This is a genomic window from Clostridium carnis (assembly GCF_054657435.1).
Map to the genome: position 1 here is coordinate 1,798,498 of NZ_BAAHYS010000001.1, position 25,268 is coordinate 1,823,765.

Consider the following 25,268-nt stretch of genomic DNA (forward strand, 5'->3'; position numbering starts at 1 on the left):
AAACTTCTAGCTAGAATATGGACATATTTTAAAATAGTATATACAATTAAATATGCTATTTTAGAATTATTTAATGAAGGGATGAGGTACAGTATGTCGACTAATAAGATACTTGTTCTTGGAGCAGGATACGGTGGAGTACGTACAGCTAAAAAATTAGCTAAGAAGTACAAGAAAAATAGTGATGTGGAGATTACATTAATTGATAAACATCCATATCATACTTTAATGACTGAATTACATGAAGTGGCTGGTGGTAGAGTACATCCAGAATCAGTTCAAGTTGAATTATGTAAAATATTTGGAAAATCAAAAGTAAAAGTAGTTACAGATTTAATAGAAGATGTAGATACAGATAAAAAAGTAGTAAAAACTACATATGGAAAATATGAATATGACTATTTAGTAGTAGGTACTGGTAGTGAACCAGCATTCTTTGGAGTTCCAGGAGTTAAAGAAAATGGATTTACTCTTTGGTCATTTGAAGATGCTATGAAAATAAGAAAGCATATTCAAGATATGTTTGCTAAAGCAAGTTTAGAAAGAAGTGCGTCTAAAAGAAAAGAAATGCTTACATTTGTAGTAGCAGGATCAGGATTTACTGGTATAGAAATGGCAGGAGAGCTTTTAGAGTGGAAGACAAGATTAGCTAAAGAATATAATGTAGATGAAGCAGAAGTTAGCTTAAAAGTTGTTGAAGCTATGGGCACAATCCTAAACATGCTTGATAGAAAGCAAGCTGATAAGGCTGAAAAGTATATGCTTAAGCATGGAATGCAAATACTAAAAAATTCACCAATTACTGAAGTGACAGAAGATAAGATAGTTCTTAAGAGTGGTGAAGAAATAAAAACTAAAACTTTAATATGGACATGTGGTATTCAAGGTAACCAAGAAGCTAAGGAATATGGACTAGAAACTGCTAGAGCAGGAAGACTACAAACTAATGAGTTTATGCAAGCAGTTGGAAAGAAAGACGTATTTGTAGTTGGGGATATGGCTTACTTTGAAGAGGAAGCTGGAAAAGGAACACCTCAAATAGTTGAGGCTGCAGTTCAAACAGCTGATACAGTTGTTAAAAATATAATTGCTTCAATTGAAAATAAAGAAATGCAAAAATTCAAGGGTGCATATCATGGATTTATGGTTTCTATTGGTGGAAGATATTGTGTTGCTAACTTAATGGGAATGAAATTATCAGGTTTCTTTGCAATGATAATGAAGCATTTAGTTAATATACATTATTTATATGAAGTAAATGATGTACATGCAATTTATAGTTACTTACAGCATGAATTCTTTGCTATGGAAGATAGAAGATCTATAATGAGAGGTCATTTATCATCAAAAGCTAACAGATTATGGACAATTCCTTTAAGAGTTTACATTGGTTCTTTATGGGCAATAGAAGGATTTAAGAAATTAGTTGGTGATAGTACTTGGGAATCTATGTGGAAAGCTAAAGGAATAAGTGGATTTATAGATAATATTAAAATAGGTTCTGATAGCTGGGTTAAAGCTGGAAATGTTAAAATGCCATTTACTTGGTTACATGATGCAACTACAGGTGCCTCAGCAGCAGCAGAAGGTGCAGAAACAGCAAAAGAATTTGCAGCTCCAATTCTTAAAGAAGTACCAGGTTGGTATGCTTCAATTATGCAAATAATGATGCCAAATCCAGAAATAGCTGTTTGGTTCCAAAGACTTGTTGTTTTAATGGAAATTGGAATGGGATTATGTTTAATAGTTGGTTTATTCACTTTCATTTGGAGTGGAGTTTCAGCTGGTATGGTTATTAACTTTGTGTTATGTGCTATGGCTGGTTGGGATATATTATGGTTCTTCTTTGGATCAATCGCTTTAATGGGTGGTGCAGGTAGAACATTTGGATTAGATTACTATATAATGCCTTGGATTACAAGAATAGCAGATAATTTCTGGCATGGTAAGAAGCAACCATTATATAAAAACTAAATAAAAGTAGATGTAGGAAATAAGTAATACACTGCAAAATAAGGAATTTATATGAGGTAGAGCCTAGAGGGTTCTACCTTATAAAACTTTTAGTGTATGTATACTTTTTAAAAGGAAAACATAATAACAAAATCATCTATTTAAATAAAAATTAGAGATGAGGAATTTATATGTTTAAAAAATGGGATATTATAATAATAGTATTTTTAATGATAATGTCTTTTATTCCAGAAGTGATTTTAGGCGTTATTTTAAAAAATGGGTATAATAGTACATATGCAGAAATAACAGTGGCAGGGAAACATTATAAAAATGTGCCGTTATCAGCACATGCTGGTGAAGATATTTTAGATATTAAAACCGAATATGGTGAGAATGTAATAATTGTAAAAGATAATAAGATAGGTATAATAGAAGCAGATTGTCCAGATAAAGTTTGTATGAATCCAGAGTTTATAGAAAAGCCTGGAGAAAGTTTAGTTTGTTTACCAAATAGACTTATGATACAAATAAAGGGAGAAACTGAAGATGATATAATTATATCTCATTAAGGAGACGGCTATGAGAAAAACTAATAAAATAGTATATATTGGATTACTAGTAGCACAGGCCTTGGTACTTCATATTATAGAAAGAATGATTCCGGTTCCCTTTGTAACACCAGGAGCGAAATTAGGACTGGCTAATTTAATTACAGTTGTAGCTTTATATACTTTAGACAGCAAAAAAGATGCTTTTTTAGTTTTATTTTTAAGGCTTACATTAGGCACTATGTTTGGTGGTAATTTATCATCATTTATGTATAGTGCAACAGGTGGTATATTTAGCTATTTATCTATGATATTCGTTAAGGAAGTATTTAAGGATAAAGTTAGCATTATAGGGGTTAGTTCTGCTGGAGCTATATTTCATAATGTAGGGCAGTTAATAATCGCATCTATTATTGTTAAAAACATAGGAGTAATGTTATATTTGCCGGTATTATCAACAATAGGAATAGTAACGGGAATTTTTATTGGAATTACAGCCAATTATATGGTAAAGCATTTATCTAAATTACCTATGTTTAGATAATAGATGAAAAGGTGGATTGTAATGGATAAGATTTGGAACAAGTACCCTAATTTAAAAGGGGAACTTATAGAAGTAATAAATTTAATGAAAAGCAACGTTAGATGTAAAGATAAAAAAATTCAGGATTCAATTTTAGAGTTAATAGAATCAGGTGGAAAGTTATTAAGACCAGCTTTTGTATTAATTGGCTCTAAATTTGGAGATGGAGACAAGAAAAAAGCAGTTCCAACAGCGGCAGTTATAGAAATGCTTCATATGGCAACTTTAGTTCATGATGATGTAATAGATGACTCTAAATTAAGAAGAGGTCAAGAAACTATACAATCAAAATATGGTAAAGATTATGCAGTTTATATAGGAGATTATTTATTTTGTGTTTGCTTTAAGATATTAGCTACAAATTCATCTCTTCAAGCAATAAAGGTTGATTCAAGAGCTATGTCTAGAATATGTATGGGTGAGGTTAATCAGTTAAATTCTAGATTTTCAATGAAACTATCAGTTAAGGATTATCTAAGTAGAATATCAGGAAAGACAGCTGAACTATTTTCAATATCATTATATTTAGGAGCTGCAGAGTGTAATGCTGATAAAAAAATAAGTAGGGAACTTGGAAAAATAGGTCATAATTTAGGTATGGCATTTCAAATTATAGATGATATTTTAGATTATGAAGGAAATGATGAAAGTATTAAAAAATCAGCAGCAAATGATTTAAAGCAAGGAATATATACTGTTCCTATAATTTATGCTTATAAGAAAAATCCTAAAGCTTTTGATGGATTAATAGGAAAAGATATTTATTCAGATGAGGAAGTCTTTAAATTAATACAAATAGTTAAAGAAAATGGTGGAATAGAAGATGCTAAAGATTTAGCTAAAAAGTATATGGATAAATGCTTTAATGGTATAGATAAATTACCAGAAAATGAATATAGGGATGTATTAAGACAAATAGCTCAATGGCTATTACTTAGAACATATTAAAAGGCTTCTTTAAATTAAGAAGCCTTTTATTATGGTTTTAAGAGACTTTATAAACTCTGAATTATTTTTATAAAAAGAATCTAAATAGTTTAAATAAAGAGGTAAATAAATTTTAAAGTCAACTATATCTATTTTTTTTATTGATGTAATTGAACAGTAATTATTGTAAATGCTTTTGGGGATAAATGTAATGGCTTTAGAAGATAAAACCCCGTTAAGTGCAGAAAAATAAGAATTTGTTGTATATAGAATATTTAGACTATCTAAATCTTCATCAGAACAATTTAAACAATTACATAGTGAATTTCTTAAACATTCTTTATCAGAAGTAATTATAAGTGGGGTTGACAATAACTCATCTTTTGTGATGGAATTATTAGGAAAATTAATGTTAGAAACAAGTAATAATTCATCTATACCAAGCTCTTTTGTAATTAGCCCAGTATGTTCTTCAGGTTTTTTATAGCATATATGAATATCACATATATTATTTAGTAAATTTATATTTGAACAACAATCTATAGTATTTAGGTTTATAGTATAATAATTATAGATTTTTTTTAATTTAGATATAGAATAGGGTAAAATACTTGAACTTATAGATTCTACAGCTTCTATAGAAATATAATTTTTCTTTTTAGATAAGCTGGATAATTCTTCTAACATTTTATTATATGTATTTATTATTGTTTCAGTATGTTTAAATAATATATCACCTTCAGGAGTTAAGCTAACTCCTTTATTACTTCTATTTAGAAGTTTAACATCTAGTTTACTTTCTATCTTTAAAAGCTGTTGGCTTAAAGCTGATTGAGATATATGAGAATTTTTAGCTACAGTAGAAATACTTTTAGATTTCGCAACTTCATAAAAAAACTTTAAACTATCTATATGCATAATATTCTCCAATCTATTAATTTGTTATATTAGATTATTATAATAAAAAGTTAAGTAAAAATCAAAATTATTACTATTATAAAGTAATTTTAATAGTGTATAATTAAAGGTATCATATTTATAGGGAGAAACTATTATGAAAAAAAAGAAAAAGAGAATATTAGGAGTAGTTATTTTTTTAGCCTGTGTAAGTTTAATAACTTTATTAGCACCGTATAAAAGACAAGAAATTGTAAAAGGTGATATTACGGTTTGGACAAGTAATGAAACATATGGTTACTTTCAAAAAATAGCTGATGAGTTTAAAAAAAGTAATAAAAGAGTTAATATTGATATAATTAATATAGATAAAAAAAATTATATTAAAGAGATAGTTAATTCAGAATATAATAAGCTACCTAATATTGCTTTATTCGATTTTATAGAAATAGAAAAATTAAAAGATAAAATAGTTATGGCTGATGGAAATAAGGAGATTATAGAAACATATAGTAATAATTTTCATAAGAATAGATTACAGCAGGTGATTGTAGATGAAGATTATTATGGAATTCCATTTACATCAAGACCAATAGCCCTTTACATAAGAGAGGATATTATTAAAGAATATGGTTATGATATAGAGGATATAAATACTTGGAAAGATATTTTAAATATAGGAACTGAAATATATAATAAAACTAATGGAGAAATAAGGATATTTTCTTATAAAGATATGAAAGATATATCCCTTTTATTAACCGCTCAAATGATAAGTGATAAAAGTAAAAATAATAAGGATATAATTATAAAAGAATTAAATGATTTATATAATAGTGAATTAGTTAGTAAGTATGGAGACAGTAATTATTTAGCAAGTATTAGCTCCCATGAAATGCTAAAGGTAATTAGTGAGAGTGATCAAAATGTAAAATGGATATGTAAGACACCACCAAGTATAAATCCAGGTGAAAATAAGTTTTATGATATAGGCGGTAAAAGTCTAGTTGTATTAAAAAGAGATAATAGTAATAATGAAGCTATAAAAAAATTTATTGCTTATTCGGCAAATAATAAAGAGATTTTAGGAGAAGAATTAAGAAAAAATAACTTTATACCAAGTTCAGTTTATGCATATAGTAATAAGGTAACTAAAAAAGATATTGAAAATATAGAAAATTCAAGCCCTCTCTTAATACTATGTAATATAGTTGAAAGGGCCCCTAAAATAGAAAATTATGATTTATATAAAAATATTATACAAGAAATTTACTCTTCAAATTTTGAAATTGACTCGTAAGCTTCTAATGTTTTGATTGCTGTATGCCTCCATGAAAATTGGAGGCTTCTTTTATAACCTTTATTAGATAAATCCTCCTTTAAAGATTCATTATTTAATAAGTTGACAATTGCTAGAGCTAAAGCGTTTTTATCAAATGGATCTATTAATATTGCAGTATCACCAGTTACTTCTGGTATAGAAGTAAGATTTGAGGTTATTACAGGAGTTTTACAACTCATAGCTTCTAATGGTGGCAATCCAAAGCCTTCATAAAGTGATGGATATATAAATGCTTCTGCTCCATTATATAAAATTGGAAGATCTAAATCAGATAAAAAGCCAGTGAAAATTACACTATCTTGAATATTTAGTGAATTAACAAGGTCAAATAATTTTTTACCTTCATCTTTTAAGGATCCACCTAATAATAAAACATGAGGAGTATTTAAATCCTTGTTTATTTTATTAAATGCTAATATTAATTCCTTTACATTTTTACGTGTGCTGAAGCCTCCTATGTACAATATATAAGGTTTATTAATATTAAATTTATCTTTAACATAATTTCTACAATATTCTTTATCTAAAGGTTTAAAGCTAGAATTTGCAGCTAAAGGTGTTACAAATATTTTTTCTTCAGGAATATGATTAAAAAACTTAAGTATATCTTGCTTAGAATATTCTGAAACAGTAAGAATACCTTTAGAATCGTTAATTATAGCAGGCATATCTTTTAAAAACCTTCTTAAATACCCACGACCAGTAGTTTCAGGCAATACATAAGGAATTAAATCATGAATTGTTACAACACAATTATTTGAATAATTTGATGAATAGCCCATTCCATTTTGAGGAATATGATGTAAATCTATATTATTGTTACTTATAAAATTAGGAAAGTAAAAATTCTCATAAAAAGCACCATGTTTCCTAGAGGTGAAAACTATTTTACTATTATTATTTTTAAAGCTCTCATAATTTTCTCCTGTCCAAAACAATGTGTATTCGTTAATTTTATCTAAGGATAAAAGTTCTCTTAACAAATTTTCAGTATATGTCCCAATACCAGTTCCGTTATACATATTAATGCCTCTAGCATCCATTGATATTCTCATAAAGTTTCCTCCTAAATTTACTCTATATATTATAGATATTAACTTTTTATCTTTATATAACAAAATATTATTAATAATTAAATTCTGTGATAATAAACACACTAGAATATATAAATTCATATAATACATAGAAGAAATCATAAGGAGAAGAATATGGAGCTTTTTGATATAAAGAAAACCATAGAAGAGAGGTATTCATTAAAGGTAGAAAGTATAGAGAAAGTTAAAAATGCGTATAAAATAGTAACAAAGGATGGAGGATATTGTGTAAAAGTTATTAAATATCAATACCCTCATTTTTATTTTATTATTTCAGCAATAAATCATCTTAAGCAAAAAGAATTTAAAAGTACTCCAGATATTATGCCTACTAAAGATGGAAATTTATTTATAGAGTTAGATAAGAGTTATGCTTACGTTACTAAATGGATAAAAGCTAGAAATAGTAATTACTATGATATTGAAGAATTAATGAGAGTATCAGAGAAACTTGGAGAGTTGCATAAATGCAGTGAAGGATTTGTATTAAAATCTAATATGAATCCAAGAATAGGTTGGTATTCTTGGGGGAATGTTTTTGAAACTAGATGTAAGGAAATATTAGATTTTAAAAATAGAATAAATCAAAAAGCGTACAATTCAGAGTTTGATAGTATTTATTTAAATGCAATTAATGAAGAACTTGAAAGAGGGAGTAGAGCAATACTTTACCTTAAAAAAAGCAAATATATTGAGCTAATGGATAGAGAAGTTTTAAAAAGAGGATTTTGCCACCATGATTATGCACACCATAATGTACTTATAGATGAAAATAATAATATAAACGTAATAGATTTTGATTATTGTATTTTAGATTCTCATATACATGATCTTTCCTCTTTGATAATAAGAACAATGAAGAATGGGCATTGGAATTGTGATAATGGTAGTATTATTTTAAATAGTTATTGTAAATCAAATAATATTTATGAAGAAGAACTTGAATTAATGAAGGCATTTATATCGTTTCCACAAGGATTTTGGCAAATAGGTCTTCAATATTATTGGGAGCAACAACCTTGGGGAGAAGAGTTCTTTATAAAGAAAATAAATAAATATTTAATGGATAGAAATAATAGAGAAGAGTTTATAGAATCCTTCTTTAAGTAAGGGGTGGTTTATATAAAAGATAATGGTTTGTATTTATATTTTAAAGAAAGAGATATAGTAATATCAAATAAGAAAAATGATATAGAAAAGGTAAAAAGTAATAAAGATATATTAAATCAAGTAGAAAATATAGCAATATTTCATGAATATATTGATGGATATAAAGAGAATTTAATTCCTAGGATAGGAGCTAGTATAGGCAAAGATATAGAGGGATTTAAGGGACAAGTTTTAAAGTTAAAAAAAGATTTAAATAGAATAAAGAAAAAAGGTAGTAGTAATTTTTTAGAAAGTATTCTAGAAAAACAGGGTAAAGTCCTATTAGATGCAGCTGAAGAATCTATATTCAATACACTTTCTAATAATTATGAGGAGTTAATAAAGAGAAGTATGAGATCCTATGAAGTATGTTTAATAAAGGTTGATGAGGGTAATTTAAGAAAAAGAGAAGATGGAAAACTTGAAATAGGAACTATAAAATACCTTACATATAACCTAAAGGAGCATGATTTATATTGCTATGTAAGGAGATTAAAGAGAAAGGATATAAATTTAGATATAGATAATTATATAGAAGAATATATTGAAAGAACTTCATTAAAAAGAGATAGTATTGAATATTTAAAAGGCGTTTGTTCTTATCCACTAGAAAGTTTAAAAATATGGGAAAAGTATATTGATGGGAAAATTACTATGGATGAAGAAGAATTTGTAATTGAGTTTAAAAATGCTATTAATATTGATAAAAAATATATGATTTATAAAGGGGGAGTTATGAGTGAATAGATTAAAATATACTGATAAAAATACACTTTGTAAATATGATTTAAGTGAAGAATTTTTTAATAGTATTGGAATTGAGGTTGAAGATATAATACCTTTAAGAAAGGTATTTGTTATATCTACAAAGGATGGAAAAAAAATTTTAAAGATGGTAGACTCAAGTGCTGAAAGATTAGAATTTATAGATAATGCTTTAAAATATATTTCCCCCAAATATGAAAATGTATTAAGCTATTATAAAAATAAAAAGGATAAAATTTATGAGAAATGGGGAGAAAATATATATGTAATTTTAAATATGGTTGAAGGAAGAGAAGCAACATTTACTAATCCAATAGAAATAGAAATGTGTGCTGAAAGTATTGCTAAAATGCATAATGCATCAATTAATATATTTAAAAATTTAGATGATAAATATATTAAAGGAAATGTAGGGAAATATTTACCTAAATATTTAGAGGAAAGTAAAGTGGACTTATTAAATATAAAAGAATATGTTAGTAAGTTTAGATATAAAAATACCTTTGATAAGTTATTTATGGAAAATGTAGATTATAGCATTAAGGAAATAGAAAAATCCATTGAGTTATTAGCTATTTCCCAATATCATTCAATATTAGAAGATGATAATAAAAGAGTATTATGTCATAATGACTTAGCTCATCATAATTTTATAATAGATGGTGAAGAGGTAAAAATAATAGATTTTGATTATTGTCAAATTGATACAAGGGTAGTAGATATAGCAAATTATATGATTAAGGTTATTAAAAACTCATACTATGATATAGAAAAAGCTAAATCCATAATTGATTCATATAATAAAGTAGCTAAATTAGATAAAGAGGAAATAAAATTACTGTATGCAATTATTACATTCCCAAAGGATTTTGTTACAATATCAAAAGATTACTATTATAAACAAAAATCTTGGGAGTATGAAGTATTTCTAAATAGATTAAATAATAAGTTGGAAAATGAAAGTTATAGAAAAGAATTTCTAGTAAAATTTGTTGAAGAATTTAATGATTTTTTTTACTAATAAATTAAAGGGTCTCATATAGAGACCCTTTAATTTATGGTATTTACTTATGAAATATCATTTTTTCATAGGCTTTTATAGTTTCTATAGCTGTATATTTCCAAGAGTAATTAGAACTTTTTATAAGTCCTTTTCTAATCATAGTAAGCTTTAGTAGACTGTCATTTAAAACACGTTCCATAGCATAGGTTAATTCATCTATATTATATGGATCAACTAATAAAGCAGCATCACTACATATCTCAGGAAGTGAAGTAACGTTAGAGGCAATTACAGGAGTGCCGCATGCCATTGCTTCAAGTGGAGGTAAACCAAAGCCTTCATAAAATGATGGATAAACTAATAGCTCAGATGCATTATAAAATAATGGTAGATTTTCTAATGGTATAAAATCTGTAAAAATCACATTATCACTTATTTTTAATTCATCAGTACGAGTTTTATATTTATCATATGAAATTCCCTTCTTACCAGTTATAACAAGCTTTAAATTTTTTCTTAAACTTGGATTTAAAAGGGAAAAGGACTCTATAATACCTAAAATATTTTTTCTTGGACTGAAACCCCCTACATATAGAATAAAATCTTCTTTAATACCATACTTTTCTTGAATAATTTTTTTGCACTGACATTTACTTAAAGGTCTGTATATATCCTCAGCAGCAAGATGAGTAACAAATATTTTATCTTCTGGAAAATTAAATTCTTTTGCTATATCTTGCTTTGAAAATTCAGAAACAGTTAATATACCATCACAAGCGTCTATAATTTGTGGAAGCTCATTATTAAAAATATTTAGGTATCTATCACTTACAGTTTCTGGCATTCTCAGTGGGATTATATCATGCAAAGTTATAGCTTTGTGACATGGGATATCTTTAAGAAGCCCTACTCCATTCTGAGGAACATGATAAAGTTCCATTTCGCTATCTTTTAGGGAATTTGGAATTCTAACTTCATCCCAAAAATTAGCGCTAGAAGTAGCGTTAACAGGCTCTATCTTAAAATTGTCACTTAATTTAAGGGCAGAGCCTTCAGGTAGGTAAATCAAGTATTCATTATTTGTATCAACCTTATTTAAACTGTTTATAAGCTGATAAGTGTATGTGCCGATTCCTGTCCCTCGATACCATTTAGCAGCTCTTCCATCAATGCCTATCTTCATGATTTAATCCTTTCACATTGTTTTTAATTTATTATATTAAAGAAAGTCTAAAAATGTTAATAAAAGAATAGATATATACATATAAATATAAAGGGGGTGAGCACTATGATGAGAGAATTTGAAATAGAAAGACAATTCGATATGAAAATTGAAGTTATTAAAGCAAACAAAGGGGTCTACTATCTTAAAAGCAATAAGGGAGAAAGATGTTTAAAGAAAATAAACTATGGACCACAAAAGTTATTATTTGTTTATGGTGCTAAGGAGCATTTAGTTAAGAATGGATTTGACAGCGTAGACAAGTATTTTTTAAACATAGATGGGGAACCATATGCCCTAGTAAATGAGGATCTTTATACATTATCTGAGTGGTTAGAAGGAAGAGAATGTGATTTTCATAACATAGACGAGGTTAAACTTGCAGCTAAAACTTTAGCAAAAATGCATGAAGCCTCAAAAGGGTATGATCCTCCAGAAAATTCAAAACTAAAAAGTGATTTAGGTAGATGGCCTCACCTTATGAGCAAAAGAATTAAGTCATTTGATAAAATGAGAGATATGGTAAGGAAAAAGAATAATAAAAATAGTTTTGATTTGTTATATATAAAATCAATGGAATTTTATAAGGAAATTGCAAAAAAAGCCTTAAAAACATTATTAGAATCAGATTATGAAAGATTATGTGAAGTTGCAGAAGAAGAAAAGAGTTTTTGTCATCATGATTTTACTTATCATAATATTATTTTAAATAAAGATGATGTACATGTTATTGACTTTGATTATTGTAAACGAGAGATACGAGTATTTGATATTTCAAACTTTATGATTAAGGTTTTAAAGAGAGTGGATTGGAATATAGAGTTTGCTAAAGGTATTATAGAAGCGTATAATGAAGTTTCACCATTAAAAAAAGAAGAATATAAAGTTTTATACGCATATCTTCAATTTCCACAAAGATATTGGAGATTAGCCAATAGATATTATTATAATGAAGTTAACTGGGGACAAAATACATTTAGCAATAAAATTGAATCAATAATATCAGAACAAGAGCTTATGTTAAAGTTTTTAGAAGAATTTAAAAATGAATATTCAATTGAATAAAAAAGTGCTTTTGCACTTTTTTATTTTTTTTAGGACAAATAGTAATTTGCTAACATAAAATAAATATAAATAATTATTTAGAGGTAGCAAATGGTTATAGGAGATTTAGTTGTTAGAAAATCTTATGATAAAGATATTACATTTAAAATAATAGATATTAAGGAAGATGAAGCTGGTAATCCTATATATATTTTAAAAGGTATAAGCATTAGAATAATAGCAGACTCAAAAAAAGATGATTTAGAAGAAGTAGAAAATGGATTTGTAGGGACAAAAGAAAAAATATTAAATACTAGAGTAAATGAAGCGATAAAAAAAGCGATATCTTTAAGGGGCGATAAAGAAGCAATGAAAGCTATTGGCAGTAGGGGGAGTAAAAGTCAGAAACCCACGACAAACAAAGAATTAATATTTGGAAGACCTGGGAAAATACTTCATGTTGATGGAGATAGCGAGTATCTAGAGGCGTGTCTTAAAGTTTATAAGCAATTATCATTAGATGCAGTTGGAAGAGCTGTAACAGAGAGAGAACAACCTACAGTAATAGTAGATCTAGTTAAAGAAATAAAACCTGATATAGTAGTTTTAACTGGACATGATGGTGTTTTAAAGGTTACAGATGATTATTTAAATTTAGATAATTATAGAAATTCAAGATATTATATTGATTCAGTAAAAGCATTAAGAAATTATAATTCAAGTTATGATGAGTTAGTAATATTTGCAGGAGCTTGTCAAAGTTGTTATGAGTGTATGCTAGATGCAGGAGCTAATTTTGCAAGTTCTCCTAGTAGGGTTTTAATACATTGTTTAGACCCGGTATTTGTATGCGAAAAAATAGCTTATACAAGAATAGATCAAGTTGTGTCAATAACAGATGTAATTGATAACACTATTACTGGTATAAAAGGAATAGGAGGACTACAAACTAGGGGGAAGTACAGAGAAGGATATCCTAAATCATCATATATTTAATTTTAAATATATTATTAACAGACTATAAGTTTATATATAAATTTATAGTCTTTTTAAAATTTATATATAACTAGTAAATATTAAAACTTAAGAAATACTAATAAAGAATGAGAGTATATAATGAGTTTAAGGCTTTTTAATATATTAGTGTATAAAAAGAAAAAATATAGAGATAATAATAAATGTATATTTTAGTAGGAAATTAGGTAAAAGTTTACATTGACAAGTATATACAATGGTGGTAAAATTGAAATTTTACTTGACAAAAAAATCAATCTAAGATATAATTATACATGGAAAGAGGGTGTTTATATGGAAAAAATAAAGACTATCGCCACAATTAAAAGAGATATCGAGGACCACGTTGGTGATAAGGTAACTTTGAAAGCAAACGGTGGGAGAAAAAAGATCCTAGTAAACAACGGAGTAATTGAAAGTGCTCATCCAAGCATTTTCGTAGTTAGATTAGAAAGTGACGCCCAAAGGACGGTAACATATAGTTACTCAGACGTATTAACAAAGACAGTACAATTAGATTTTGCTTTATAGAACATAGAACTTCGATAATTCGAAGTTCTATATTTTTTTTATATGAATATATTTAAAAAAGAATAAAAAAAAGAAAGATGGTGGGTTTCCATCTTTCAACTATGGTATAAAAGGGTATTGAGAATTTATGAGAGGTTATATGGTCAATAACCATCTTTATAATACGACATATTCTACCTAGTGTCAACATTTTATTTAAAAAAAATAAAAAAAACTTTAAAAGATTAATAAAATTCGACAATTATTAAGCATGAAAATACTAAAATGTAAAAAACAGTAATATTTTTGTAGAATTTGAGGGAATTTTTTAGGAAACATTTGCAAAATGAATGAATAAATATATAGCGTTAGAAATATATTTTATAGTAGGTATTCTAGGGGAGGGATAATATGTCACAAATAGATGTAATAAAAGAAAGTGTCCACTATGAACAGTTGCTTAGAGAAAGCACATCTAATCATGTGCTTAAAGGAGAGCATTTAATAAGAGAGTCACAATACCCTGATATGAAAGAGGTTTTAGGGGTAGAAGCAAATGCAGCTATAACAAATAAAGAAGTTCTTGGTGATAAGGTTATGGTAGAAGGTGAATTAAATTATACCGTATATTATTTACCAAAGGACGAAGTTGCATCAGATGTACAAGCAAATAAGATCCATTCAGTATTATTTACAGAAAAGTTCGCAAACTATCTTGAGCTTGAAGATGATGAACATAGAGTCTTATGCGAGGTTGAGTGTGAGATAGAACATATTGAAGCAAGTTGGATGAATGAAAGAAAAGTTGGTATAGACGGCATACTTGCATTAAATTGGGAATTATATAAAACAGGTGAATTTGATTATGTAAAAGATATTGAAGGTAAAGAAGATATTCAAGTACTTAAAAAAGAAGAAGTAATTAATGGTGTAAAAGGTGAAAAAGAAATAGATTTAATGGGTAAATCTATAATTAAAGTTACAATGGATAAACCTGAAATAGATGAAGTATTAAAATGTTCTATGAATCTTCACAAAAAAGAAATAAAAACTGGTGAGGAGAAGGTTTATATTGGATGTTATTGCAAAATAGAAGTTTTATATAAGGGAAAAGAAAATCAAGACATTATAACTCTTCAAGATGATGTATATTTATCAAAAGAAGAGGAAATGCCAGGAATAACTAACGAAATGATAAGCTTACTTAGTATGAATATTAAAAATAGTGAGTGGAGCATAACAGCAGATGATTTAGGAGAAAGTAGAGTATTAAATTTTGAGTTTTTAGTTAAAGGTAAAGTTAAAATTTACTCTAAAGAGAAAATAGAACTATTAAAAGATGCGTACTCACCAACTATGAACATAGAATTAACAAAAGGTGATAAAGAATTTGGAGTAATACATGGAATTAGTGGAACAGAGGTTATAGCTAAGGATAATATTTATTTAAAAGATGATAAAGTAAAATTAGATCAAATTATCTGCACATCAGCTACAGCTATGGTAACAGATAAAATAGTAGAAGATGATAAGGTTAAAGTTGAAGGAATAGTAAAAGCATCAGTAATATATAGAACTGGTGATGAAGATTATGATTATGGTTTATGCGTAGGAGAAATTCCATTTATTGCAGCAGTTGATATAAAGGATGCTAAGAAAGGAATGGAATGCATTATAAAGGCTTCTGTAGAAAATGTTGATGCTACCATAGAAGCAAATACTATAGCTATAAGAGCAACAGTAGGGCTTGTTGCTAAAGTATCTTATAAAGTTAAAAAAGAATGGGTTGTAGATATAACTGAAGGCTCAGATGAAAAGAAAGAGAAGAAAGCATCAGTTACAATTTATGTAGTAGGAGCTAAAGATACTTTATGGGATTTAGCTAAAAAATACAATACAACTATTGAAGAGCTTATGAAACTTAATGATTTAGAAGATGAGAAAGATATTGAAGCTGGAGATAAGCTTATAATTCCAGGAAGGGCTATATTTTAAATAAAAACAATTTATATTATCAATAAGTAAGAAAGAGTATAGAAAGTTTTCTATACTCTTTCTTTTTTATAATTCTAGTTTAGAATATTTTAAATTACTTCATAATGAATAATAACAATTGATGGTGGATAAAATAACAAATGCATGATTAGAGGTGAATTTATGGGAGAAAAAATAAATGGAAAATTAATTATAATTGGAGGAGCAGAAGATAAGGAAGGCGATAAGGAGATTTTAAAAAGAGTATGCAATTCAATAAATAAAAGTTCAGATATTATTTTAGTAGCTACAATAGCTACTGAATATCCTAAAGAAGCTTTTGAAAAATATAAAAAAGTATTTAATCAATTAGGTGTAGATAACATAAGGGGATTAGATATAACAGAAAGAGAACATTCCTTTGATGAAAATAATATAAATCTAATTGATGAATCAGCTCTTATATTTTTTACAGGTGGAGACCAATTAAGAATAACAAGTTTGGTTGGAGGAACGCCTATTTATGATGCTTTAAAAAGGTCAAGTGAAAAAGGGTGCATTATAGTAGGAACATCCGCTGGTGCATCTGTTATGAGTGATACTATGATAGTTCAAGGAGATGATGAAGAATCTCCAAGAAAATGTACATTAAAAATGTCACCAGGTTTGGGATTTGTTAAAAATGTAATAATAGATCAACACTTTGCTCAAAGAGGAAGAATTGGAAGATTATTAACAGGAATAGCACAAAATCCTGAAGTTTTAGGTGTTGGAATAGATGAAGATACATCTATTGTAGTTAGTGATGAAGGAATAGCAGAAGTTGTAGGAAGTGGAGCAGTATATTTTGTGGATGGAAGCAATATAACGCATACAAATGTATCAGAACAATATTCAGAGGAAGTTCTAAGTATGTTTAACGTAAAATTACATGTATTAAAAGAAGGAAATAAGTTTAATCTTTTAACAAAGGTACCTTTTGAGGAGGAAAAAAGTAGCTATGAAAATAGTAAAAACTAAAGTTTATGAGGGGAAAAATATATACTCTTATAAAAAGTGCATTAGAATAGATGTTAATTTAGAAGGATATAATGAGACACCTAGTAAGGATATAGAAGACTTCAATATTAATTTAGTAAATATGATACCAGAACTAAGAACACATAGATGTGGAATAGATGAGGATGAAGGGTTTATAAAAAGGTTAAAAGAAGGAACTTATTTAGCTCACATATGTGAGCATATAATAATTGCAATACAAAATAAACTAGGAATAGATACTTCTTACGGTAAGGCAAGAGAAATAATAGATGATGACTATTATATAGTATTTCAATATATGTATCCTAAGGTGGGGATTGAAACAGCAAAATTAGCAGTAGACATAATAAATGCTTTAATAGAAAAGGAACCTATAAACTATGAAGAAAGAATAAAACTTCTTGAAAAATTTTTAAGTGAAGAGGAAATAGGACCAAGTACTAGAGCTATATGTGATGCGGCTAATAGTATTGGTCTTCCTGTACTTAAATTAGGAGAAGGGAATTTTTATCAAATAGGATATGGAAAGCAAGGAAGAATAATAGAAGCATCAATTGGAAGCAACACTAGCTGTATAGCTGTTGATATTTCTTGCGATAAACTATTAACAAAAGAGTTACTTAGTTTGCAAAGTATACCTGTTGCAAAAGGATGTAAAGTTTTTAATATATTAAATATTTTAAAAGAAGCCGATGATATAGGTTATCCAGTAGTTTTAAAACCACAGTATGGGAATCAAGGTAAAGGTGTTATTTTAAATATAAAAAATAAAAAAGAATTACTAGAAGCTTATAGTAAATTGATAGAAAAATATAATGATCTAATATTAGAAAAATATTGTGAAGGAAAAGATTATAGAGTGTGTGTAGTTAACAATAAAGTTGTAGCAGCCTCTTTAAGAATTCCACCATTCGTTATTGGTAATGGAATAGATAATGTTTTAAACCTAATAAAAAGGTTAAATGAAAATCCATTAAGAGGAGAAGATCATGAGAAACCTTTAACAAAAATTAAAATTGATGATGAATTAATAAAATTTATAAAAGAACAAGGATATGAAATTGAAAGTGTATTAAATAAAGATAAAGTCTTATATTTAAGAAGAAATGCAAATCTATCAACAGGGGGAGAAGCTATAGATTGTACTGATATAATATGTGATGAAAATAAAGAAATATGTATCCGTGCAGCAAAAGCGTTAGGGTTAGATATTTGTGGAATTGATATTTGTTCTAAAGATATATCTATTCCGTTAAAAGGTAATGGTGTAGTAATGGAAGTTAATTCAGCACCTGGACTTAGAATGCATATTTATCCAAGCAAAGGAAAAAGTAGAGATGTAGGTAAAGAAGTTATTAATATGCTTTATAATAATGATCCTAAAAATATACCGATAATAGCTATAACGGGAACAAATGGAAAGACAACTACAACGAGAGTTATAAGTCATACATTTTCTAAAATGGGATATATAGTTGGAATGACAAGTACTGATGGAATATATATTAATGGACAATGTATAGATGATGGAGATGATACTGGAGTTGAAAGTGCTAAAAGCATACTTCTAAACAAAGATGTTGATATAGCAGTTCTTGAAACTGCAAGAGGTGGTATAATTAAAAAAGGATTAGCTTATGATGAAGCCGATGTAGCTATTATAACTAATATTACAGAAGATCATCTAGGAATAGATAATATAAATACAATGGAAGATTTATGTTATGTAAAATCATTAGTTGCAGAAGCTGTAAAGGAAAATGGATATGCAGTTATAAATGCCGATGATAAATGGAGTAGAAAAGTAATAGATAGAATAAAAGCTAATAAAATATATTTTAGTAAAGATAAGAATAATGATTTAATATTACAAGAAATAAATAATGGTGGAATAGTAGTTTATTTAGAAGATGAAAAAATAATCGTAAATAATAAGGGGAGAATTTATAATATTTGCAACATAAAAGATGTACCAATAACATTAAATGGAGCACTTGAATTTAACATTGAAAATATATTGGGAATATGCGGTGCTTTGGTTGGAATAGGCGTTGATTATTGCATGATTAGAAATGGTATTGAAAGTTATAAATTAAATACTAGAGAAAACTTAGGTAGATTTAATTGTTATGATGTTAATGGTATAAATGTTATATTAGATTATGGTCATAATATTGAAGGATATAAAGCCGTATTATCTTGTGTTAAAAATATTAACAATGGAAAAGTATGTGGAGTTATAGGGATTCCAGGAGATAGAAGTGATGAAATGGCTAAAAGTATAGGAGAGTTATCTTCTAGGTTTTTAGATAAAATAATAATAAAGGAAGATAGAGAAAAAAGAGGAAGAGCTTCTGGTGAAATGGCAAAAGTTATACTAGAAGGAATAAAAACTTCTTTGAAAAAAGTAGATGTAGAGGTTATATTAGATGAGGTTGAAGCCTTTAAAAAAGCGTTAAGTGTTTCTAAGCAAGGAGATACAGTTATAGTATTTTTTGAAGAGATAAAACCATTAATAAATGTTATAGAAGAAATAAATCTAAGAAATAATGAAGAAAAACATTTAAAGTTTGGATTTAATTAAAAACTTAATACTTTCATATATTTACTAGATTAAAAAAAGAATATATAATTAAAATAAAGTTCAGAGATATCTCTCTGAACTTTATTTTAAGATAATAAGTTAAATTGCTTATGAAAGGATTTGAAATATATGAAAGCTAAGGCTTATGCTAAAATTAATATATCTTTAGATATTACAGGGAAGAGAGAATCTGATGGATATCATTTATTGAGAATGATAATGCAAAATATAGACTTATATGATGAGATTAATATAGAAAAACAAAAAAGTGATATTACAATTAAATGCAATAAGCCATATGTACCTACAGATGAAAGAAATTTAGCTTATAAAGCAGCTAAGTTATTTAAGGATACATATAACATAAAAGAAGGGGTAATTATCACAATAAAGAAAAATATACCAGTAGCAGCAGGGCTTGCTGGGGGCAGTACTGATTGTGCAGCTGTTTTGAGTATAATGAATAAGTTATTTGAGGTTAATGCAAAAGATGAAGAATTAATGAAACTTGGCTTAAAGTTAGGTGCTGATGTTCCTTATTGTATAAAAGGTGGAACAGCATTATGTGAAGGTATTGGTGAAAAAGTAACTGAACTAAAGTCATTTAAGAATAAGATAATAGTTTTGGTAAAGCCACCATTTGGAGTATCAACTAAATGTGTATATCAAGATTTTGATTTAAAAAAAGTAAGAAATCATCCAAATACTGAAGAGTTAATCAAAGCAATTGAAAGAGATGATTTAGAATTTATATGTAATAATATGAAAAATTTATTAGAGAATGTAACTTTAAGAAAGCATAAAGTATTAATTGGGATAAAAGAAGAAATGAGGTCTTGTGGGGCTTTAGGAGCTATGATGAGTGGAAGTGGTCCGAGTGTGTTTGCATTTTTTGATGATATGCTAAATGCACAAAGATACTTTGAGAAAATTAAAGAACGTTATGATGATGTATATATAACAAGAACAATTTAAAAAACAAGTATAAACCTCCAATATATGGCAATAATTTATGCTATAAGGAGGTTTTAATATTATGAAAAAGATAATTATTGTTTTATTAAATATTATGTTAGTTTTAAGTTTTTTAAGTGGGTGTACAAGCAGTGGTGGGATACAAGGATTAGGTGAAAAAGAGTTAGTTTATGAGGATATAGTTGATAAAATTATAAGGTTTCATGTTATAGCTAATAGTGATAGTGAAGAAGATCAATCACTTAAGCTTAAGGTGAGAGATAAAGTTATAGACTTTATATCAGGAAAATTATCAAATTGTACTAGCTTAGATGAAGCTAGAGAGGTTGTTTTATCAAATAAAAATGAAATAAATAGAATATCATCTGAAGTTATTAAGGAGAATGGATATACTTATAAAGTTACAAGTATGCTCTCAAGAGAAAATTTTCCAGATAAAGTTTATGGGGAAATGGTTTTTCCACAAGGGGAATATGAAGCTTTTAGAATATTAATAGGAGAGGCTAGTGGTCAAAATTGGTGGTGTGTAATGTTTCCTCCATTATGTTTTGTAGATGGAACAAAAGATGCTGTTAATAGTAAAAAAAATGAGGAAAGTTTAGGTAAGCTTCTTTCTAAAGAATATAAAAATAAAAAAGACATTAATATCAAAGAGGAAAAAAATAAAAAAGTCCAGTTTAAATCAAAAATATTAGAAAAAATATTTGGTGAAAATAAATAATGAAAATAGTAAAATATAAAAGTAGCTTATATTACTTGATTAATTTCAATAAGAAATTTAAACTATAATGTATATGAAAATAAATTTGATTTCAGGGGGAGACAAAATGACAAGAGCGTTAGCCATGATATCTGGTGGATTAGATAGTATATTAGCAGCTAAGTTAATAAAAGACCAAGGGATAGAAGTGATAGGAATATGCTTTAAATCTTATTTTTTTAGTGAAGAAAGTGCTAAAAAAATGACAAAACAAATTGATATACCTTTAGAAGTAGTAGATTTTTCTAATGAGCATATGAATATGGTTAAAAATCCAAAGCATGGGTGGGGAAAAAATATGAATCCATGTATAGATTGTCATGCAATGATGATGAAATATTCAGGTAAATTATTAGAAGATTTTAATGCTGACTTTATAATAACAGGTGAGGTTTTAAATCAAAGACCTATGTCGCAAAATAAGCAAGCGTTAAATATAGTAAAAAAAGAATCAGGGTTTGGAGATAAAATATTAAGACCTTTATGTGCTAAAAATTTAGATGAAACTGAAATGGAAAAGTCAGGCTTAGTAGATAGAGAAAAATTAATGAAAATTTCCGGAAGATCTAGAAAACCTCAAATGGAGCTAGCTGAAAAATGGGGAATAACGGAATATCCATCTCCAGCAGGCGGATGTAAGCTAACTGAACCTAATTATGCTATTAGGTTAAAGGAAATGCTAGATCATAAAAGTGAAGTGAGTGAAAATGAAATATCACTTTTAAGATATGGAAGACATTTTAGAATAAGTGAAAAGAGTAAGGTTATTGCAGCTAGAACAGCTGAAGAAGTTGAAGAAATTAAAAAATATATAGATAATACATATATAGCCTTTCATACAGCAAATTATACTGGAGCTTTAGTTGTTCTTCAAGGTGAAGCTACAGAGTGGGAAATAGAAATATCTGCTAGAATATCAGCTAGATATAGTAAGGGAAGAAATGAAGAGTTAGTAGAAGTTAAATATGGAGAATATGGAACTAAATTTAATGGAGTAAAAAAAGTTTCACCTATAAGTGATGAAGAGTTACAACAATATTTAATAGCTATAAAATAGGAGGTAAGTATGGGGAAAAAAGCGCTTATTTCAGTAAAAAGCTTTACTGAAATAGATAAAAAGGATGTTATAGAAGTTGTAACGCCTGGGATGTTTTATGTTTGCGATGATGGCTTTAAAGCTGAATATGAGGAAACAGAAATCTCTGGAATGAAAGGAACAACAACTACACTTAGTATATTTGAAGATATATTTATCTTAGAGAGAGAAGGAAGTACTAGTACTAAAATGGATTTTAAAAAAGGAGAAACAGCTATATCTTTATATAACACTCCTTATGGTATGATGGATTTACAAATACATACAGAGTATTTAGAAATAGATATAAATGAGAATGGTGGAGATATTATAGCTAAATATTCAATGTCTTTATCAGGTCAAGATCCTATAATGACTAAAATTGCAGTTAATATTAAACTAAGTGAATAAAAAAATATATTAAATTAAAGAGATAGATATTATTTATATTTTTATTTGAAGATAAAATATTTAAAAATATAAATTAATATCTATTTTTTTATAATGAATATTACTTATTAGAAATGGCAATGATATAAAAAAAGATTAAGAGGTGATATTTTATGAGATACACCAAAGGAATAGACAGAGAAATTATTATTATAAATGTTTTATGTACATATTTTAAAATGAATCTAAAAGAGTTAGATAAATTTTTAAAAAAGAAGGAAAATAAATATTTATTGTTATTATTGCTTAAAAATTATAATTGTTTAGATAAAGAAAAAATAAAAGCAAGACTTGATATAGTAAGTGATAGAAGTGTTAATTATAATTTGAATAAAGCTCAAGAAAAGTTACTTATAAATAAGAAATTTAGGGAGGTATATTTTGAAATTGAAAAGGGTTTAGACAAAATAATTTAAAAAACTACAAAAAAACACTAGCTAAAAAAAACAAAGTGTGTTAGTATATTGCTTATGAAATTTTAGATATTTTGAACCCATCATAATTAGTGAGGTAATTATGATTATAACAAGATAGGGGAATGGTGTCAAGAAAAAAATATATTTTCACAGGAGGATAAGATGAATACAAAATATATATTTGTAACTGGAGGGGTAGTTTCTTCTCTAGGCAAAGGAATTACAGCAGCATCTTTAGGAAGGTTATTAAAAAATAGAGGATTAAAAGTATCTATTCAAAAGTTTGATCCATATTTAAATGTTGACCCAGGAACTATGAGCCCTTATCAACATGGAGAAGTTTTTGTAACTGATGATGGAGCAGAAACAGATTTAGATTTAGGACATTATGAAAGATTTATAGATGAAAACTTAAGCCAAAATAATAATGTAACTACAGGAAGAATATATTGGTCAGTTATATCAAAGGAAAGAAGAGGAGAGTACCTTGGAGGAACAGTTCAAGTAATTCCACATATAACTAATGCAATTAAAGATAGAGTGTATAGAGTTGCGAAAGAAAAAGATGTAGATGTAGTTATAACTGAAATTGGTGGAACTGTTGGAGATATAGAATCTCAACCATTCTTAGAAGCTATAAGACAAATAAAATATGATGTTGGAAGAGAAAATGTATGCTTTATACACGTAACATTAGTTCCTTTCTTAGGAAAAGCAGGAGAGTTAAAAACTAAACCAACTCAACATTCTGTAAAAGAGCTAAGAAGCATTGGTATTCAACCAGATATTATTGTTTGTAGATCAGAAAAAGAAATATCAGATGATTTAAAAGCTAAAATAGGTTTGTTCTGCAACTTAGAAGGAAGATGTGTAATACAAAATTTAGATGCAGAACATTTATATGAAGTACCACTTATGTTACATAAAGAAGGTTTAGATAGATTAGTTTGTGAAAAGCTTGAACTAGGTTGCAGAGATATAGATAATACAGAGTGGATTGAGATGGTTAGAAAGGTAAAGCATCTTAATGAAAATGTTAAAATTGCATTAGTTGGTAAGTATGTTGAATTACATGATGCTTATATATCAGTGGTAGAAGCTTTAAATCATGGAGGATTAGCTAATGATACTAATGTAGAGATTAAGTGGATTAATGCTGAAGAAGTTACTAAGGAAACAGTTTCTAAAATTTTATCAGACTGTCATGGAATATTAGTTCCAGGAGGTTTTGGAGATAGAGGTGTAGAAGGAAAGATAGATGCCATAAGGTTTGCAAGAGAAAATAATAAACCATTCTTAGGAATATGTCTTGGGATGCAATGTTCAGTTATAGAATTTGCAAGAAATGTATTAGGATTTGAAGGAGCTAATAGTGCAGAAATAGATCCAGAAACTAAATTCCCAGTTATAGATATAATGTCAGATCAAAAAGACATAGAGGATTTAGGGGGCACTATGAGACTTGGATTATATCCTTGTAAACTAGATAAAAATAGTGATGCCTTTAAAGATTATAAAGATGAATTAATATATGAAAGACATAGACATAGATACGAATTTAATAATGAATTTAGGAAACAAATAACAGGTGCAGGAATGAAGATTGTTGGAACAAGTCCAGATGGAAAGCTAGTTGAAATTGTTGAAGTTGAAAATCATCCATGGTATGTTTCAGTACAATTCCATCCAGAATTAAAGTCAAGACCTAATAGACCACATCCATTATTTACTGGCTTTATAAGAGCTTCACTAAATGAAAAAATGAAATAATTTCAATAAATTATATAAGTAAAAATCATGAGTATAAAATTTATTTCTTTATACTCATGATTTTTTTTTGTTAATAATATACTTTATAGAATGATTAATTATCGATTATATATTATTATTTTTGGATAAAATAATAAACATAAATAATAAATTAGTCTTGAAAATTAAC

23 protein-coding genes are annotated in these 25,268 nt (G+C 27.5%); 20 read left to right on the plus strand and 3 right to left on the minus strand.

Annotation, left to right across the window (positions count from 1 at the left end; translation table 11 throughout):
• The first annotated feature begins 93 nt into the window (after positions 1 to 93).
• The 4 genes from ACYQ1T_RS08635 (at position 94) to ACYQ1T_RS08650 (ending at position 4,035) form a co-directional block, all read left to right on the plus strand.
• Positions 94 to 1,974: an FAD-dependent oxidoreductase gene (locus ACYQ1T_RS08635; RefSeq protein WP_459833963.1), complete on the plus strand. Its 1,881-nt coding sequence runs from the start codon at positions 94 to 96 to the stop codon at positions 1,972 to 1,974.
• Positions 1,975 to 2,144: 170 nt separating this feature from the next.
• Positions 2,145 to 2,525: a NusG domain II-containing protein gene (locus ACYQ1T_RS08640; protein WP_459833965.1), complete on the plus strand. Its 381-nt coding sequence runs from the start codon at positions 2,145 to 2,147 to the stop codon at positions 2,523 to 2,525.
• Positions 2,526 to 2,535: 10 nt separating this feature from the next.
• Positions 2,536 to 3,048 (plus strand): Gx transporter family protein, encoded by a 513-nt coding sequence (locus tag ACYQ1T_RS08645; RefSeq protein WP_459833967.1) that lies wholly within the window; start codon positions 2,536 to 2,538, stop codon positions 3,046 to 3,048.
• Positions 3,049 to 3,069: 21 nt separating this feature from the next.
• Positions 3,070 to 4,035 carry a polyprenyl synthetase family protein gene (locus ACYQ1T_RS08650; protein ID WP_459833969.1) on the plus strand — a complete coding sequence of 322 codons (966 nt, stop codon included), beginning with the start codon at positions 3,070 to 3,072 and terminating at the stop codon, positions 4,033 to 4,035.
• Between the two features lie 9 nt (positions 4,036 to 4,044).
• On the opposite strand, the gene ACYQ1T_RS08655 is transcribed toward ACYQ1T_RS08650, so the two are convergent.
• Positions 4,045 to 4,932 carry a LysR family transcriptional regulator gene (locus tag ACYQ1T_RS08655; protein ID WP_459833971.1) on the minus strand — a complete coding sequence of 296 codons (888 nt, stop codon included), beginning with the start codon at positions 4,930 to 4,932 and terminating at the stop codon, positions 4,045 to 4,047.
• A 136-nt stretch (positions 4,933 to 5,068) separates the two neighbouring features.
• Here ACYQ1T_RS08655 and ACYQ1T_RS08660 point away from each other — a divergent pair, with 136 nt between their 5' ends.
• The gene (locus ACYQ1T_RS08660; protein ID WP_459833973.1) at positions 5,069 to 6,211 is read left to right on the plus strand and encodes an ABC transporter substrate-binding protein; all 1,143 of its coding nucleotides are present in this window, start codon (positions 5,069 to 5,071) and stop codon (positions 6,209 to 6,211) included.
• On the opposite strand, the gene ACYQ1T_RS08665 is transcribed toward ACYQ1T_RS08660, so the two are convergent.
• Complete coding sequence (locus ACYQ1T_RS08665; protein ID WP_459833975.1) at positions 6,181 to 7,308, minus strand: glycosyltransferase family 4 protein; 1,128 nt, start codon at positions 7,306 to 7,308, stop codon at positions 6,181 to 6,183. The two genes, ACYQ1T_RS08660 and ACYQ1T_RS08665, sit on opposite strands and share 31 nt — an antisense overlap.
• Before the next feature lie 153 nt (positions 7,309 to 7,461).
• Between ACYQ1T_RS08665 and ACYQ1T_RS08670 the strand changes: the two genes are divergently transcribed.
• The 3 genes from ACYQ1T_RS08670 to ACYQ1T_RS08680 are packed head-to-tail and all read left to right on the plus strand — an operon-like array spanning position 7,462 to position 10,282.
• Positions 7,462 to 8,457, plus strand: a complete 996-nt coding sequence (locus ACYQ1T_RS08670; RefSeq protein ID WP_459833977.1) for a CotS family spore coat protein — start codon at positions 7,462 to 7,464, stop codon at positions 8,455 to 8,457.
• 3 nt (positions 8,458 to 8,460) lie between these two features.
• On the plus strand, positions 8,461 to 9,243 hold the full coding sequence (locus ACYQ1T_RS08675) for a hypothetical protein (protein ID WP_459833979.1): 783 nt from the start codon (positions 8,461 to 8,463) through the stop codon (positions 9,241 to 9,243).
• Positions 9,236 to 10,282, plus strand: coding sequence for a CotS family spore coat protein (locus ACYQ1T_RS08680; RefSeq protein ID WP_459833981.1), 1,047 nt, complete (start codon positions 9,236 to 9,238; stop codon positions 10,280 to 10,282). Before ACYQ1T_RS08675 ends, ACYQ1T_RS08680 begins: the two co-directional genes overlap by 8 nt.
• A gap of 43 nt (positions 10,283 to 10,325) precedes the next feature.
• Here ACYQ1T_RS08680 and ACYQ1T_RS08685 read toward each other — a convergent pair whose 3' ends face one another.
• Complete coding sequence (locus ACYQ1T_RS08685; RefSeq protein WP_459833983.1) at positions 10,326 to 11,447, minus strand: glycosyltransferase family 4 protein; 1,122 nt, start codon at positions 11,445 to 11,447, stop codon at positions 10,326 to 10,328.
• Between the two features lie 105 nt (positions 11,448 to 11,552).
• Between ACYQ1T_RS08685 and ACYQ1T_RS08690 the strand changes: the two genes are divergently transcribed.
• The 12 genes from ACYQ1T_RS08690 (at position 11,553) to pyrG (ending at position 25,099) form a co-directional block, all read left to right on the plus strand.
• Positions 11,553 to 12,551, plus strand: a complete 999-nt coding sequence (locus tag ACYQ1T_RS08690) for a CotS family spore coat protein (RefSeq protein WP_459833985.1) — start codon at positions 11,553 to 11,555, stop codon at positions 12,549 to 12,551.
• 90 nt (positions 12,552 to 12,641) lie between these two features.
• Positions 12,642 to 13,526, plus strand: a complete 885-nt coding sequence (gene yabG, locus ACYQ1T_RS08695; RefSeq protein WP_459833987.1) for a sporulation peptidase YabG — start codon at positions 12,642 to 12,644, stop codon at positions 13,524 to 13,526.
• 312 nt (positions 13,527 to 13,838) lie between these two features.
• Complete coding sequence (locus ACYQ1T_RS08700) at positions 13,839 to 14,075, plus strand: Veg family protein (RefSeq protein ID WP_459833989.1); 237 nt, start codon at positions 13,839 to 13,841, stop codon at positions 14,073 to 14,075.
• Positions 14,076 to 14,465: 390 nt separating this feature from the next.
• The gene (locus ACYQ1T_RS08705; protein ID WP_459833991.1) at positions 14,466 to 16,049 is read left to right on the plus strand and encodes a DUF3794 and LysM peptidoglycan-binding domain-containing protein; all 1,584 of its coding nucleotides are present in this window, start codon (positions 14,466 to 14,468) and stop codon (positions 16,047 to 16,049) included.
• Between the two features lie 162 nt (positions 16,050 to 16,211).
• Complete coding sequence (locus ACYQ1T_RS08710; protein WP_459833993.1) at positions 16,212 to 17,048, plus strand: cyanophycinase; 837 nt, start codon at positions 16,212 to 16,214, stop codon at positions 17,046 to 17,048.
• On the plus strand, positions 17,029 to 19,653 hold the full coding sequence (cphA, locus tag ACYQ1T_RS08715) for a cyanophycin synthetase (RefSeq protein WP_459833995.1): 2,625 nt from the start codon (positions 17,029 to 17,031) through the stop codon (positions 19,651 to 19,653). The genes ACYQ1T_RS08710 and cphA overlap by 20 nt, the downstream gene beginning before the upstream one ends.
• Before the next feature lie 129 nt (positions 19,654 to 19,782).
• Positions 19,783 to 20,628, plus strand: a complete 846-nt coding sequence (gene ispE / locus ACYQ1T_RS08720) for a 4-(cytidine 5'-diphospho)-2-C-methyl-D-erythritol kinase (RefSeq protein WP_459833997.1) — start codon at positions 19,783 to 19,785, stop codon at positions 20,626 to 20,628.
• A gap of 61 nt (positions 20,629 to 20,689) precedes the next feature.
• Positions 20,690 to 21,349 carry a stage II sporulation protein R gene (gene spoIIR / locus ACYQ1T_RS08725; protein WP_459833999.1) on the plus strand — a complete coding sequence of 220 codons (660 nt, stop codon included), beginning with the start codon at positions 20,690 to 20,692 and terminating at the stop codon, positions 21,347 to 21,349.
• A 106-nt stretch (positions 21,350 to 21,455) separates the two neighbouring features.
• Entirely contained in the window at positions 21,456 to 22,445 is a 990-nt protein-coding gene (locus ACYQ1T_RS08730) for a tRNA 4-thiouridine(8) synthase ThiI (RefSeq protein ID WP_459834001.1), read from the plus strand.
• 9 nt (positions 22,446 to 22,454) lie between these two features.
• Positions 22,455 to 22,874 (plus strand): YwiB family protein, encoded by a 420-nt coding sequence (locus tag ACYQ1T_RS08735; RefSeq protein ID WP_459834003.1) that lies wholly within the window; start codon positions 22,455 to 22,457, stop codon positions 22,872 to 22,874.
• 152 nt (positions 22,875 to 23,026) lie between these two features.
• A complete protein-coding gene (locus ACYQ1T_RS08740) occupies positions 23,027 to 23,329 on the plus strand; it encodes a hypothetical protein (RefSeq protein ID WP_459834005.1) in 303 nt (100 codons plus the stop codon).
• 162 nt (positions 23,330 to 23,491) lie between these two features.
• Entirely contained in the window at positions 23,492 to 25,099 is a 1,608-nt protein-coding gene (pyrG, locus tag ACYQ1T_RS08745) for a CTP synthase (protein WP_459834007.1), read from the plus strand.
• The last annotated feature ends 169 nt before the right edge of the window (positions 25,100 to 25,268 follow it).

Coding starts and splice junctions, on each gene's coding strand:
- ACYQ1T_RS08635 (WP_459833963.1), top strand. CDS start 94: ATGTCGACTAATAAGATACTTGTTCTTGGAGCAGGATACGGTGGAGTA.
- ACYQ1T_RS08640 (WP_459833965.1), top strand. CDS start 2,145: ATGTTTAAAAAATGGGATATTATAATAATAGTATTTTTAATGATAATG.
- ACYQ1T_RS08645 (WP_459833967.1), top strand. CDS start 2,536: ATGAGAAAAACTAATAAAATAGTATATATTGGATTACTAGTAGCACAG.
- ACYQ1T_RS08650 (WP_459833969.1), top strand. CDS start 3,070: ATGGATAAGATTTGGAACAAGTACCCTAATTTAAAAGGGGAACTTATA.
- ACYQ1T_RS08655 (WP_459833971.1), bottom strand. CDS start 4,932: ATGCATATAGATAGTTTAAAGTTTTTTTATGAAGTTGCGAAATCTAAA.
- ACYQ1T_RS08660 (WP_459833973.1), top strand. CDS start 5,069: ATGAAAAAAAAGAAAAAGAGAATATTAGGAGTAGTTATTTTTTTAGCC.
- ACYQ1T_RS08665 (WP_459833975.1), bottom strand. CDS start 7,308: ATGAGAATATCAATGGATGCTAGAGGCATTAATATGTATAACGGAACT.
- ACYQ1T_RS08670 (WP_459833977.1), top strand. CDS start 7,462: ATGGAGCTTTTTGATATAAAGAAAACCATAGAAGAGAGGTATTCATTA.
- ACYQ1T_RS08685 (WP_459833983.1), bottom strand. CDS start 11,447: ATGAAGATAGGCATTGATGGAAGAGCTGCTAAATGGTATCGAGGGACA.
- ACYQ1T_RS08690 (WP_459833985.1), top strand. CDS start 11,553: ATGATGAGAGAATTTGAAATAGAAAGACAATTCGATATGAAAATTGAA.
- yabG (WP_459833987.1), top strand. CDS start 12,642: ATGGTTATAGGAGATTTAGTTGTTAGAAAATCTTATGATAAAGATATT.
- ACYQ1T_RS08700 (WP_459833989.1), top strand. CDS start 13,839: ATGGAAAAAATAAAGACTATCGCCACAATTAAAAGAGATATCGAGGAC.
- ACYQ1T_RS08705 (WP_459833991.1), top strand. CDS start 14,466: ATGTCACAAATAGATGTAATAAAAGAAAGTGTCCACTATGAACAGTTG.
- ACYQ1T_RS08710 (WP_459833993.1), top strand. CDS start 16,212: ATGGGAGAAAAAATAAATGGAAAATTAATTATAATTGGAGGAGCAGAA.
- cphA (WP_459833995.1), top strand. CDS start 17,029: ATGAAAATAGTAAAAACTAAAGTTTATGAGGGGAAAAATATATACTCT.
- ispE (WP_459833997.1), top strand. CDS start 19,783: ATGAAAGCTAAGGCTTATGCTAAAATTAATATATCTTTAGATATTACA.
- spoIIR (WP_459833999.1), top strand. CDS start 20,690: ATGAAAAAGATAATTATTGTTTTATTAAATATTATGTTAGTTTTAAGT.
- ACYQ1T_RS08730 (WP_459834001.1), top strand. CDS start 21,456: ATGACAAGAGCGTTAGCCATGATATCTGGTGGATTAGATAGTATATTA.
- ACYQ1T_RS08735 (WP_459834003.1), top strand. CDS start 22,455: ATGGGGAAAAAAGCGCTTATTTCAGTAAAAAGCTTTACTGAAATAGAT.
- ACYQ1T_RS08740 (WP_459834005.1), top strand. CDS start 23,027: ATGAGATACACCAAAGGAATAGACAGAGAAATTATTATTATAAATGTT.
- pyrG (WP_459834007.1), top strand. CDS start 23,492: ATGAATACAAAATATATATTTGTAACTGGAGGGGTAGTTTCTTCTCTA.